The sequence below is a fragment of the Marinomonas sp. MED121 genome (genome assembly GCF_000153025.1).
Lineage (GTDB): Bacteria > Pseudomonadota > Gammaproteobacteria > Pseudomonadales > Marinomonadaceae > Marinomonas.
Map to the genome: position 1 here is coordinate 37735 of NZ_CH672434.1, position 12708 is coordinate 50442.

Sequence of the window (12708 nt, forward strand, 5' to 3'; positions counted from 1 at the left end):
CTTTAGCCCAGAGAGAGAAGATAAGACAAGCAGTATCGAGCCCTTAATAAAACAAGTGGCGGCTCATGGACTATTCGCCATGGGTGAGAATTAGGGCATTAGATCAAAGCAATGAGGAACCAATCTGGCTGGGAGACACCCCCATCACACGCTTAAACGCTCTGGAAAAAGCCGCTTCTGAGCTATAACCAAACTCCTCGGCCAAAATAATTAGAGGCTCACTTTTTTTCTGAAGCCTTTGATAAGCCAAGTTCATACGCCAATGGGTCAGATAGTTTTTAACCGTATTACCCACTAGCGACGTAAAATGCGCAGAGAAGCCCGAACGGGACATACCACACTCTCTCGCCAGTGAATCTACCGTCCAGTTTTTTTGCGGTTGATGATGAATCGCTCTTAGAGCAATACCTAGGTGCTTATCCCTTAACGCTCCTAACCAACCTTGATTCGCTTCTGGTGATTCTTCCAACCAATGACGAATCAGCTGTATCACTAAAATATCAGCAAGGTGGGTAATAATGGTTTCCCCACCGGGTTTAAGCTGACGGGCTTCTGCTGCAATCAAGTCCAAACTTGCATTGAGCCAGCGACTCTTACTTTGAGCGAGTGTTTCTAACATAATTAATGGTGGTAGCATCTGAATCAATTGCTTTGCGGCAAATTGATCAAAGCTAATTAAGCCACAAGTCAGTTCGGTTAACTCCCCTTCGCTCTCTTCTCCCATCTGCAAAGTCTCATAGCGCTCACTGACTTGCTTAATACCTGCTTCAAATAATGGCGTGGCCTCTAGCCCTGGGTCTCGACACAAGCTATGCCCTAAACCATGAGGCACGAGCACCAATGATCCCTGCTTAAGTAATTGCGGCGCTTCCCCTTCAATGGTGAGCCAACATTGACCATGACTTATGATATGAAACATCATTTTTCCAGTCAGAACAGGCATGGCTAAAGACCAATCACCAAACAAGGTGGAGCGACAATATAAGCTGCCATCCAACCTAAGCTGATGCAGTATTTCCCCTAAGGGGTCATTGGCAGCAGGAAATTTTGACGACCCTATCTGCCTAGTAGTATCTCTCAAGGTTAGCTCCTCACACATTGACGACGACACTCAGTTTTAGACGAAAAGTTAAATTACTTAGATCTTTAAGCATTAAACATCCATCTCAATTATCGAATACTAGCCACATAGACGAGAAACACCAAATCTAATTCATCATCAAAGAGTACACATTATGACTATATCCACCTTAATTATTGGTAAAAATGGTAAAACTGGACGCCGTGTTGAAGAACGCCTGATCGCCGCAGGCCAAGAAACACGAGCCGTCTCTCGTAGTACTAGCCCTGCGTTTGATTGGCTATCGCCAGACAATTGGCTTGAAGCAATGCAGGGGTGTACTCGCGCCTATGTTTGCTTTCAGCCTGACCTTGCAGTGCCTAATGCACAAGCCGCCATCGCTGAATTTATTCGACAGGCAAAAATTGCGGGAATTAAGCACATAGTCCTCTTATCAGGTCGTGGTGAAGAAGGTGCACAACAAGCAGAGAAGATTCTGATAAATAGTGGTCTTGATTGGAATGTGGTTCGTGCTAGCTGGTTTTCACAAAACTTTAGCGAAGGATTTTTAATCGATGGCATTTTATCAGGGCAAGTTGCTCTCCCCTCTGGCGATATTCCTGAACCTTTTATTGATGTGGATGATATCGCTGATGTTGCCTTTGCGTGTTTGACACAACAAAGCCTGGTTAATCAGGTCTTTGAAGTCACAGGACCAGAAGCGCTGACCTTTAATGACTGTGTAAAAATTATTGCGAATGTCACACAAAGAGACATTCAATTTATGCCGATTTCAGCTAAAACATTTCTCAGTGCGCTCGCAGAACAAGGCTTACCTGAAGAGGTGCTTTGGTTAATGAATGAACTATTCACTGTGGTCATGGATGGCCGTAATCGTAACCCCCAAAATGGGGTTGAGAAAGCCCTTGGTCGACCTGCGACCTCATTCTACGACTATGCCACCAAAGCCTTCGCATCAGGTGTATGGACTCTTCCAACTCCAGCAGCAGAAAACAACTAATGCCGGTTTTATACAGTGAGTTTGCCATAGGGATAGCGGCCATCAGCACAGGCATGATGGCAGGCATTTACTTCGCTTTCTCCGTTTTCATTATGGATTCATTTAAAGCATTACCAAGCCCAACAGCCGTTGCTAGCATGCAAAGCATTAATAAAGTCATACTCACATCTGGCTTTATGCCCTTGTTTTTTGGCTCTAGCTTATTGGCTCTAACGTTAATATTTATCGTGGATAACCCACTAGAAGCGCCTTGGGTAAAAGGAGCAGGGGCAATTTATGTGGTTGGCATGTTCCTTTGCACATTGTTTTTTAACGTGCCTTTGAACAATCGCCTTGAAAATGCCAAAAATGAAAAAGAAGCTCAACAAATCTGGCTCATGTACAAGGTGCAATGGACTCGCTGGAATCACCTAAGAAGTTTCAGCTCCTTTTTAGCCTGTATAGGCTATTTGATTGCACTTTTATAATAGGGTCGCATTTTATAAAACGATTGCGCTTTAAAAAATAAACGCATGGATAATTTATGGCACCATCTAACGCAAGTGGGCTTAAGACCACTTGCGAAATAAAATGCACCATTTTTGATTTTGTTTATTCATTCCATTGTTTAGAATAATTTTAAAAATTAACCACAAAGCAATATAAATGAACTACAATACGGTTAAATATTGATAATAAATAAACATTTATACATCATACGTTTTTAAACTTTCTAACTATGGGAAAAAAATAATGAAAAACCATATTAAAGTTTCAGCCATAACACTCGCCTCAATCACAAGCCCATTTTGGTCAACCTCTATTAATGCAACAGATCTTAAAGTGAATTGCTTTTGGCCTGCCCAGCACCTGGTTTGCCAAGAGGTCTTACCCAATTGGTTAAAACAAGTTGAAGAGGCATCTAAAGGCAGAGTCAGTGGCAAAGTATTAGCGACATCTGCTGCCAGCCCAGAAGAGCAAGTGCAAGCAGTTGAGGCAGGTATTGTTGATGTTGCCGTTCAGTTCAACGGCTTTATTCCCGAGCACACAACGGGAGCATTAGTCGCTATGACACCTTTTGTTGCATCCAATGATGCCAGAGCCATGTCCGCTGCCTTATGGCAAACAAATCGAACGTTTTTTCCTGATGAATTAAATCAAATCCATCTTTTATCCCAATGGGTAATCTCTCCTGCCGAGCTTTATAGCCAAACGGACACACCGATCAACTCAATGGCCGAGCTTACTTCTCGCACCCTTTGGTCTTTACCTGGCGTATTAGAAAATTTAATGAATAAAATTGGTGCCCAAGTCATTGCCATTCCACCAGTAAAATCCAGTGAAGTAATAAGCACAGGCGTTGTAAACGCGCATATAGGTCTTGATCCTAGTGATGTTAGTGCGTTTAAGCTCTTTCCTTATACAAAGTCTATGACGCGTTTTACCAATAATGTGTATGCCAGCGGCTTTTCTTTAGTCATGAATAAAGATGTTTGGCAATCACTCCCCCCAGAGGATAAAAAAGCAATCATGTCTGTGAGTGGAGAACATTTTTCACAACTGGCATCGGGCTACTGGCAAGAGGCATCCGAAGCAGCATTAAAAGAATTTAGCAACGAGGGGGGCAAGATTGTGACGGCAAAACCAGACTTTGAAGCACAACTAAAACAAGCATCCAAATACATGACAGAGGACTGGATTGAAAAAGCAAATTGTAAAGGGATAGATGGTCAAGGAGCTTATGATTTTTACACAAAAAAGGTGGCTGAACTGTCTCAATAAGGCACACCATGAATCAGGAAGGGGTTAAACATTAAGCCTAGTCGTAGAGACAAATAATCTATCGCTTTCCTCACTAAAGAAGCAGTGACTTAGGCCGTTTAACCTCAGCTTAATCTAATTTATTTATAAACGGTCAACTTTACCCTGTGTTATGATATTTCGTCATAAACTGATTAAAATTAATAAGATAAATATTAAATTATGGAAAAAGAAAGCAGCTCTCGCCAAGGTGTTCAAGTCATTGCTCGAGCAGCAGCCATTTTACGTGTGCTTGAAAACCAACCCGATGGTCTTAGTTTAGGCGCCATTGCAAAAGCCTTGGGTTTAGCCCGTTCTACAGTTCAACGTATTGTCTATGCACTCGATGAAGAGCGTTTTGTTATTGCTGCATCACCAACTGGTAGAGTCAGGCTTGGCCCTGGTCTCGTGTCCTTAGGTTCGGCTGCTAAAGCAGATATCGATAGAGTGATCTTGCCTTATATGAAGCAATTATCAGATGAAATCGAAGAAACCGTCGATCTGTCTGTTCATGATGGCGCTTCCATGATTTTTATCGATCAAATTATTACTGAGAAGCAAAGGTTAATGGCCGTTTCGGCGGTCGGGCAGCCCTTCCCCATCCACAGCTGTGCCAATGGTAAAGCCGTATTGGCAGCTATGAATGATGATGAGATTAAAAAGCTACTTAGCTACCCACTTGAAAAGTCTACCAACAAGACGTTGATTGAAGAAAACGAGATTTTAAAAGAGATAGATAACATTCGCCAAATGGGTGTTGCATTTGATTTAGAAGAGCATCATCAAGGACTATGTGCTGTTGGCGCATGTATTTCTGGGCCGTACGGACAAAATCTTGCTCTTTCGATTCCGGTACCTTCAGTTCGTTTTTATGGTAATGAAGACAAACTTGCTAAGGTCTTACTTAAGTACTGTGACATTATTGAAGTCGCTTTGGGCAAAGTTTCTTAATTTTTCTGACTTACTCATTGTTTCATTCCTACATATAAAAATGCCTTTCTTATCTCTAAGAAAGGCATTTTTTATTCCTTGCTTGCACCTAATTACTCTTTGTTAGACATCTCTTTAAGCTCGTCATTCGATCCCCCTTTAGAAAGGATTTTTGAGTAATAAAGGGAAACTAAATAAAAGACGACACCAAAACCATTCACTCCAAGCATCCATAGCTCAGTACCTGTATCAAGACTCATGGCTAAGCCCCCATTTTTTCAATAATTTTAGAAACAACAATGGATACCAAAACGATTCCCATAATGGTAACAAACGAAATAAGTAACAGTTCTGTGGCAAAGTTCATCTGCTCTACTCCTATTTAATTAAGCTTGGGCCGTTAAAGGCTGTTTTTCACCATTAGACTCTTTAAAAAGACCGGGCTTGGCATTGCTAACTAAAGCATTCCCCACAAGCGTCGCTATCAGTGACACTATGGCAACTATATGTGCATTTTCAAAAGCGGCTAATCCTAAACCCTGTTTAATGTCACTAAATGACCATAAGAGGTTCACTATCCAAGCTGCTAACACCACAATCAGAGCCACGGTTGAATGTCGTTTCCAGAACAATCCCGCTAAGATAATGAAGAAGAAAGGTACTAACCAAGCGAACAACCAAGTAATAGCCAAAATCACATTAGGCTGGAAGAAAAAGGTCATACTAGCGGCAATGATACCAATGAGGATGATGACATTTCGGATCAAGCTTTGTTCCATTTTTGCCGATAAGCCACCTTTCACATTGGCTCCAACAATGTCTTTAGCAAAGATAGTCGCAGGGGCTAAGGCAGACATAGCAAAGGTTGATAAAAGTGCCCCTAAGAATCCAGCTTGCAATAAAACCACCAGCCAAGCTGGTAAAAGCTCAACTATCATGGTTGCACCAGCGAGCTTTGGCCCTAACGCTGCGAATTCTGGAATGGTTGCCGCAGCTAGACCCACGAGCACAGGAAAGACCCCAAACATGCCATTTATCGGGGCTGCAATCCATAAAGAACGTTTAATGACCTTTTCATTTTTCGCAGACATGGCCGACTGCATCCCCTGCTGATTAACCGATTGAGAGAAGACAACAGAAAAAATAGCGGCTAATGAGAAGCCTACAAGCAGATCAGGGGTTGCAAGAATAGATAACTTAAACTCTTGCCCATTTGAAACATAGTGCTCTGTGACCCCTTCCCAGCCACCTGGCAGGACAAAGGCAAGGTAAATTCCGGCAATTATTATTGAGGTATACATCACCACTGCATTAATCAGGTTAACCCACATAGTCTGCTTTATTCCCCCCATGCAAACATATGCAGTACCAATAACCGCCCCCAAAACAGATGACCAACCCAATGACCAATCTGACATAGCGGAAATACCTATGCCTAGTGTCTGAGTTTCAAGTGTCACCAAGCCAAAAACCACCATAGCACCGACACAGGCGGTATAGGTTCTTAATCGCTTGTTATAAAGCTTACCGATCAATTCGGGAATGGTCGCTGTGCCGACACGTCGAATCCAACGCCCTGTGCCTAAACAAATCACACAAATTAATATGGTATGAGCAAAGCAAAACCAAAGAGCAACCGCCCCTAGCACAAAGGACATTTCCATTAACCCATAAACATGGGCGGAGCCTAGGTATGTGATTGCAATCGTGACAGAGAACATCGCAATACCAGCATCACGTCCACCCAAAGCCATATCGGTAATTGAGTGAGTTTGCTTTTCTTTCCATCTTAGGTACCAACCTATTCCACCAATGACAAAGATGTTATAGATCAAAACCATGAGTAATATACTGCTCATATTAAACCTCGATAATGTTATTTTTATTTTATCTCTAGTTATTTATTCACTTATATAAAGCTAGCCAGCGGTACAACCTCCATCAACATAAAGTGTTTGGCCATTCATAAAATTAGAAGCAGGCGCAGAGAGAAAGAGCACAGCGCCTATCATGTCACGGGTTTCTGCCACACGCCCCATGGGAAGACGGGCTAAAAAAGGAGCGATTCGAACTGGGTCTTCACAAATTTCTTGCGTAAGCGGCGATTTAACTAACGTCGGTGCGATCGCGTTCACATTGATGTTAAAACCTGCATCTCTGCCTTTAAATGCCCACTCAGTTGCGAGTTGTTTAGTGAGATTATCAACCGCAGCTTTAGAAGCGGCATAGGCAGTATAGCCATCAGGATGACCACTAAAACCTCTCACCGAGGACGTATTAACGATTTTACCATGCCCCTGCTGCATAAAATAACGACCAAAAGCCTGACAAGGAATCAAGGTACCCGTTACATTCACTTGCATTACTTGATTAAATTTATCCGCTGGCATCTCTTCTGCCGCTGCGCGAAAAGCCATTCCGGCGTTATTAATCAAAATATCTATTTGGCCAAAGTCAGCATCAATTTTTTCAACCAAGCTTTGTACACCAATGGGGTCGGTTACATCGGATGCGATTGCAACACAATCCCCTCCCACTCGCCTAACACTCGCTACCGTTTCTTCTAAGGTAGACATATTTCTCGCTGTCACCACCACTTTTGCGCCATGTAACGCGAAGGCTTGCGCATAGGCTGCACCTAAAGTGCCATTTCCCCCCGTGATAACAACGACCTTTTCTTTTAAATTAAAAATATTTAGAGCAAAGGTATTACTCCAAGTTTCTGTCATAGACATAATGCACTCACTTTTTATTATTCTTGGCCTTAATAAGGCGTGTTAACCCGTATCAATTAATACAAAGACTAAATTAACCTGTAGAAACGGTTACCAAAGCGCTTGTGGTGTTATTGGTATGATTAAACACACTGCGACCTTCGTTTGGATAAATGGCAATGGAATCACCTTCACATAAAACCAAACTGTCGCCTTCTGCATTGGTGATGGTAAGTTCGCCCTTAATGATGAAATAGGTTTTTTCAAATTCGGCACCAAAGCTGCCTTTTTCATACTGCATATCTGCCCCACCCTTAGGTAAAAAGTAAGAAAGACCTTGCCAGAATTGAGTAATACCGGTTTCTTCTTTGCCTTGTAACTTAAGGGCTGTCATATCGAAATGGGCTGGAGGGTTATAAGGCTGAACCTTTTCTAGTGATACTTTTTTCATTTTTAATCACCTCATAGAACGCGTAGGGAAATGAGATGAGCTTAATCAAACACATGAATAAGCTCATCCGTTTACTTCCCTAGTTTATTTTTGCATTAACCTAGTGATCACCGTATGGGTAAACACGGGTTGGTACATCATTCAGATCCGCTTCATCAATTTCAGCCACTAAGCGAACCATAGAGCCATCACCTTCTACCCAACGGATAGGAAATCCCATAATTTTGAAGCGTTTACCCACTACTTTATCAAGGTCTCCACCAACATTTTCCCAGCCAGTAATGCCGTTACCCAGCATGAGTTTATGACAAGGCTCCCATGTCCCAACACAGCCTGCCTTTTCTTCGATTAAGCCATACATTTCGTCATAGGCAGCTTGTCCATGGAGTTTGATAAATGTCTCTTTATGGAACCAGGCATAAGCTTCTTCGCCAAATTTCTCTATGTACTCTTCAGTAATTGGCTTAGATGAACGTCCTACAAGGTTCATATTAGTGCCGTTAAGTCCCATTGACGTGTGCAGTGGATGGTCGAGAGCTTGTTGGTCCAAACCTACGGTTTTCACCTTATGTTTTACAAACCAATGACCCGCTTCTACACCCGTTCCCGCGCAATAATGAAAGTAGTCTTTTGAATCATCCCATTTCAAATGCATACCGGTACGAATAATAATAATCATGCCTTCAAGCTCTTCATGGGTCACAGCAGAACGTTCAACCGCATCATCTAGATCTGCCGCCGAGATCAGGCCCCATTGATGTATTTTTACATCGAGACAAACAGCATCGCCATAATATTCGTCAAGCTCCATTTCATGGGTATAACGCGCACGCTTCCCATCAAACTCATGTTCCAAAACATGGCGTGGCGAATCCGCATGGGTACCACAATGCATCACAAAATCTACTTTTTGTGTTAATACACCTGCCTTGGAAAGACCGTGCATTGTTTCAATTTTTGGTTTCTTAAAATATGGCCACACTGGCATATTAGAACCAAATGGATGGCTTAAATCGACAAGTACTTTCTTACCCATAATTTCTCTCCTGCATAGTGAAATTAACTAATTAACCACCTCTTCTTGGTGGATGTATGATTGATTTGATATAGAATATTTAATCCCTTATATGCGCTTTAACCGCATTTCAGGGGTGTTTTGTAAACTCAAAATTTGTCTAGTTTCATCTGGGGTAGCGATGCTTTTATCTAGCTCAGCGACCATGCGCTTTGTGCGCTCTACAAATTCGGTATTAGATTTTGCTAACTGGCCTTTGCGATAAAAAATATTGTCTTCCATCCCCACTCTGACATTGCCACCCAGTGCTAACGCCGCATACATAATAGGAAGGTGTCCGCGGCCAATACCCAAGGCAGACCAAGTGAAGTTATTTCCAAGGTTGTCCTTGCAAACACTTAATAAAAACATCAAGTTTTTAACTTCGGCGGTCATGCCTCCTGGCGCACCTAAGACAAACTGAATATGAGGTGGGGTTTGAATCAGGCCTTTTTTGATGTAATAAACTAGGTTGTAAATCATGCCCACATCAAAGATTTCTATTTCAGGCTTCACCTGACAATCCGCCATGGAGATAGCCAATTTTTCTAAAAACTTTGGACTGTTTTCAAAAATGGTGGAATGGGCCCAATTCATGGTACCTGCATCAAAAGAAGCAATTTCAGGACGTAATTCTTGGAAAGGTCGCATGCGAACGTCATCATCCAGCCCCAAGCCTCCCGAGGTGGTTAAATTAATGACAATGTCTGAACGCGATCGAACCAACTCAACGGTTTCAGCAAATTTATCAAAATCCATCGACGCATTATGTTCGTCGTCACGCACATGAATATGGGCAATTGATGCTCCTGCTTCACCACAAAGCACTATTTCATCCGCTTCTTCTTGTGGTGTTAAAGGGACATAAGGCGAATCCGCTTTTTTAGGCCATGCGCCAGTACAAGCAACCGTTAATATGACTTTATCGTCAAGTGACATAGTGAACCTCGATCTAGAACAATGTTGATATCAAAATGGCAATTTTCACTGCCACATTCAGGAATAAAAAACTCAAGTGTTAGTTTTGTGATTCACCCTAACCAGGTAATCCACTAGGTTATTTCTGACTTGATCAGCCTCAAGGTCAGTCCAGTGTCGAAAGCCTTTTCCTGACTTCATTCCCAGCTCACCCAGTGCCACTTTTTCTTGTAAAAGAGCAGATGGCGTTTCATCACGGTTTATGCCTTTCAAAATGACATTATGAATATCTAAGGTCAGGTCTAAGCCAACCAGATCGCTATTTTCAATGGGACCGAGTACAGGAAGTCGCATACCAAAAGAGTTTTTTACGACAATATCGACGGTTTCAGCATCACAAACACCGTCATTAATTAAGGCAATGGCCTCACGCCAAAGAGCATGTTGAAGTCGATTCCCCACAAATCCCGCCACATCTTTTTTGACATGAACGGGCTTCTTACCCACCTGCTCTAACAGGGCAATAGTCTGTGCGACAACCCAGTCACTTGTGGTTGTTGACTGTACAACTTCAACAAGCGGAATTAGGTAGGCAGGGTTCCACCAATGGGTACCAACAAGACGGCCTTTATGATCAAGGTCTTGTCCAATGTCTTTGATAGGAATAACAGAGGTATTACTGGCCAGAATGGCACTGTCTTTAACTAAGGGAAGTAACTCTCTAAAAATGGAGCGCTTGATTTCAAGCTGCTCAGGTGCGGCTTCAAATACGATGTCAGCATCACGAACCGTATCAGCTAGAGAAGATGAAATAACCAGGTTTTCGAGACAATCTTGCGACTGTCCAAGCAAAGCTAAGTTTTGGCCAATGCGTTTAGCCAAACTCATCAATGAGGCGTCGATTGGGTCATACACTCTGACCTCTTTTCCCTGACTAGCAAAAACCTGAGCGATGCCAGCGCCCATAAGGCCCGCACCTATTACTGCGATTGTATTGATATTTTGCATTTTTTATTGCTCTTATTTTTATTTTTTTGCTTAAAAAGAAACGCAATAAACGAAGTCATTAACGAATCTTTTTAGCTATTCTTGCAATAAATACTGTACCGCAAAACGATACATGTCAACCACAATACAGTCATTATGTGTTTTACAATTCACTAATAGGCATAATTAAACTGCTTTAAACTCATGTAGAAATACGCTTAACCCTTTGAAAAATATAAAAATAAAATAAGATCTATTCTTTATAATTTTGATAAAAATAATTTAATAAAAATCAGAATAAATTGACCAGCTTAAGTAACTGATTCACTAAGCGGCAAAAAAACACAGAGAAGAATTCTCTTTAGGCGACAGAAAACCATTTTCAACAAAAGAAGAGCTAAAGAAGAGCTAAAGAAGAGCTAAAGAAGAGCTAAAGAAAAGTGCGCCATATTAGAGAAGATGGCGTTAAACAAGCGAAGGAAATGAAATAAGAAAAAGCTAAGAAATAAAGCACAAAAGATAAGAGAAAAAGGAAAAGCAGCTATTCTACTTTTCCCTAACCGGCCATTAAAAAGCGATAGACATGCGTTTCAGGCAATCATACTTGATCACTAAGGCCAAGCATAAATTTGCTTTGTGCTACGTTGCAGCATACGTTTCGACATATGCTTTACTGCGGTGTTACGCATATAACAGGCAAGAGGATTAGACAGGTTGGTGACTTGTCCAATTTGCCAAGAAGCTTGGACCACTTTATCCACTTTAGATCGTCTAGCGAGTTCATAGTCCGTAAAGGCTTTTTCTATATCGGATTGACTAGAACGTGACGCAGATAAAGCCTGCGCTAAGGCAAAGGCATCTTCAATCGCTTGAGCACCGCCTTGCCCTAAATTAGGCGTAGTGGCATGGGCCGCATCACCGAGTAAAACCGCTCGATTAAGAGACCAAGTCGTCAGTGGGTCAAGGTCATAAATATGGTCATGAATCAGTTTATTCTCTGGAGTACTGGCAAGAATATCTTGGACGGGTGACACGTAATGTTTGAAGGTTTTTTGCAACGTCGCTAAATCTACTCTCTCTGTAAAAGGCACTTTTTGGTGTTGGGTGGCATACCAATAGATTTCCCCCGGTGCGATTTGCACAAAACCAAAACGTGTTCCTCGCCCCCAGACTTCTGTTAGTCGATGTTGCCAATTTTCCTTCAACTCAATACTTGCAATACCACGCCAACAAATTTGACCAGAGTAACGTAGCGCTTTTTCTGGAGACCTTGGGTGAAAAAGGTTATGCCTGATTTTAGAGCGCAGCCCATCTGCCCCTATCACTAAATCTGCCGCTTGTTTATAACCATTTTGAAAGTCGACTATGGCTTGATCACCTCTAAAAACGAGCTTTTGACACTTATAATCAAGCTTAATCGCTTCTTTTGACACCTTACTCAGTAAAATTTGCTGAAGCCTCCCCCTATGAATGGCATGGGTTTGAAAGCCTTGCCCTTGATACTCATGCAAGGTTGGGGATGAACTTAAAAGCTGTCCATGGTTGTTCAAAATTTGCATCGCCTGAATAGGCTGAGCCATAGATTGAATTTGTTCGGTCAAATTATATTGGTCTAACACGGCCATCGCATTGGGAGGTATTAAAATCCCAGCACCTTTAGTTGTTAACTCACCGGCGGCTTCAAAGATCAAGGGCTCGATGCCCTTTTCTTGTAACGCAATGGCTGTGGTTAGCCCCCCTATACCCGCACCAATAATGACAGCTTTCATCAGAATCTCGTCTCCTTACTCATGC

13 protein-coding genes are annotated in these 12708 nt (G+C 42.1%); 4 read left to right on the forward strand and 9 right to left on the reverse strand.

Annotated features, from left to right (window positions below):
* Window positions 1–103: 103 nt before the first annotated feature.
* Window positions 104–1081: an AraC family transcriptional regulator gene (locus tag MED121_RS21195; RefSeq protein WP_207382851.1), complete on the reverse strand. Its 978-nt coding sequence runs from the start codon at window positions 1079–1081 to the stop codon at window positions 104–106.
* Between the two features lie 154 nt (window positions 1082–1235).
* Here MED121_RS21195 and MED121_RS21200 point away from each other — a divergent pair, with 154 nt between their 5' ends.
* The 4 genes from MED121_RS21200 to MED121_RS21215 all read left to right on the forward strand — a co-directional run bounded on the left by MED121_RS21200 (window position 1236) and on the right by MED121_RS21215 (window position 4811).
* Window positions 1236–2081: an NAD(P)H-binding protein gene (locus MED121_RS21200; RefSeq protein ID WP_009836047.1), complete on the forward strand. Its 846-nt coding sequence runs from the start codon at window positions 1236–1238 to the stop codon at window positions 2079–2081.
* Window positions 2081–2548 (forward strand): anthrone oxygenase family protein, encoded by a 468-nt coding sequence (locus MED121_RS21205; RefSeq protein ID WP_009836046.1) that lies wholly within the window; start codon window positions 2081–2083, stop codon window positions 2546–2548. The genes MED121_RS21200 and MED121_RS21205 overlap by 1 nt, the downstream gene beginning before the upstream one ends.
* Window positions 2549–2813: 265 nt before the next feature.
* Complete coding sequence (locus MED121_RS21210; RefSeq protein WP_009836045.1) at window positions 2814–3842, forward strand: TRAP transporter substrate-binding protein; 1029 nt, start codon at window positions 2814–2816, stop codon at window positions 3840–3842.
* Between the two features lie 201 nt (window positions 3843–4043).
* Window positions 4044–4811, forward strand: coding sequence for an IclR family transcriptional regulator (locus MED121_RS21215; protein ID WP_009836044.1), 768 nt, complete (start codon window positions 4044–4046; stop codon window positions 4809–4811).
* A gap of 92 nt (window positions 4812–4903) precedes the next feature.
* On the opposite strand, the gene MED121_RS24490 is transcribed toward MED121_RS21215, so the two are convergent.
* The 8 genes from MED121_RS24490 to MED121_RS21250 all read right to left on the reverse strand — a co-directional run bounded on the left by MED121_RS24490 (window position 4904) and on the right by MED121_RS21250 (window position 12683).
* Window positions 4904–5050: a hypothetical protein gene (locus tag MED121_RS24490; protein WP_009836043.1), complete on the reverse strand. Its 147-nt coding sequence runs from the start codon at window positions 5048–5050 to the stop codon at window positions 4904–4906.
* 126 nt (window positions 5051–5176) lie between these two features.
* On the reverse strand, window positions 5177–6649 hold the full coding sequence (locus MED121_RS21220; protein WP_009836041.1) for a sodium:solute symporter family protein: 1473 nt from the start codon (window positions 6647–6649) through the stop codon (window positions 5177–5179).
* Between the two features lie 60 nt (window positions 6650–6709).
* On the reverse strand, window positions 6710–7525 hold the full coding sequence (locus MED121_RS21225) for an SDR family oxidoreductase (RefSeq protein ID WP_009836040.1): 816 nt from the start codon (window positions 7523–7525) through the stop codon (window positions 6710–6712).
* Window positions 7526–7598: 73 nt separating this feature from the next.
* Window positions 7599–7955: a cupin domain-containing protein gene (locus MED121_RS21230; RefSeq protein WP_009836039.1), complete on the reverse strand. Its 357-nt coding sequence runs from the start codon at window positions 7953–7955 to the stop codon at window positions 7599–7601.
* A 100-nt stretch (window positions 7956–8055) separates the two neighbouring features.
* Window positions 8056–8991: a cyclase family protein gene (locus tag MED121_RS21235; protein WP_009836038.1), complete on the reverse strand. Its 936-nt coding sequence runs from the start codon at window positions 8989–8991 to the stop codon at window positions 8056–8058.
* An 87-nt stretch (window positions 8992–9078) separates the two neighbouring features.
* Complete coding sequence (locus tag MED121_RS21240; protein ID WP_009836037.1) at window positions 9079–9948, reverse strand: 3-keto-5-aminohexanoate cleavage protein; 870 nt, start codon at window positions 9946–9948, stop codon at window positions 9079–9081.
* 72 nt (window positions 9949–10020) lie between these two features.
* Window positions 10021–10935: a 3-hydroxyacyl-CoA dehydrogenase NAD-binding domain-containing protein gene (locus tag MED121_RS21245; protein WP_009836036.1), complete on the reverse strand. Its 915-nt coding sequence runs from the start codon at window positions 10933–10935 to the stop codon at window positions 10021–10023.
* A gap of 590 nt (window positions 10936–11525) precedes the next feature.
* The gene (locus tag MED121_RS21250; protein ID WP_009836035.1) at window positions 11526–12683 is read right to left on the reverse strand and encodes an FAD-dependent monooxygenase; all 1158 of its coding nucleotides are present in this window, start codon (window positions 12681–12683) and stop codon (window positions 11526–11528) included.
* Window positions 12684–12708: the final 25 nt, after the last annotated feature.

Coding starts and splice junctions, on each gene's coding strand:
- MED121_RS21200 (WP_009836047.1), top strand. CDS start 1,236: ATGACTATATCCACCTTAATTATTGGTAAAAATGGTAAAACTGGACGC.
- MED121_RS21205 (WP_009836046.1), top strand. CDS start 2,081: ATGCCGGTTTTATACAGTGAGTTTGCCATAGGGATAGCGGCCATCAGC.
- MED121_RS21210 (WP_009836045.1), top strand. CDS start 2,814: ATGAAAAACCATATTAAAGTTTCAGCCATAACACTCGCCTCAATCACA.
- MED121_RS21215 (WP_009836044.1), top strand. CDS start 4,044: ATGGAAAAAGAAAGCAGCTCTCGCCAAGGTGTTCAAGTCATTGCTCGA.
- MED121_RS24490 (WP_009836043.1), bottom strand. CDS start 5,050: ATGAGTCTTGATACAGGTACTGAGCTATGGATGCTTGGAGTGAATGGT.
- MED121_RS21220 (WP_009836041.1), bottom strand. CDS start 6,649: ATGAGCAGTATATTACTCATGGTTTTGATCTATAACATCTTTGTCATT.
- MED121_RS21225 (WP_009836040.1), bottom strand. CDS start 7,525: ATGTCTATGACAGAAACTTGGAGTAATACCTTTGCTCTAAATATTTTT.
- MED121_RS21230 (WP_009836039.1), bottom strand. CDS start 7,955: ATGAAAAAAGTATCACTAGAAAAGGTTCAGCCTTATAACCCTCCAGCC.
- MED121_RS21235 (WP_009836038.1), bottom strand. CDS start 8,991: ATGGGTAAGAAAGTACTTGTCGATTTAAGCCATCCATTTGGTTCTAAT.
- MED121_RS21240 (WP_009836037.1), bottom strand. CDS start 9,948: ATGTCACTTGACGATAAAGTCATATTAACGGTTGCTTGTACTGGCGCA.
- MED121_RS21245 (WP_009836036.1), bottom strand. CDS start 10,935: ATGCAAAATATCAATACAATCGCAGTAATAGGTGCGGGCCTTATGGGC.
- MED121_RS21250 (WP_009836035.1), bottom strand. CDS start 12,683: ATGAAAGCTGTCATTATTGGTGCGGGTATAGGGGGGCTAACCACAGCC.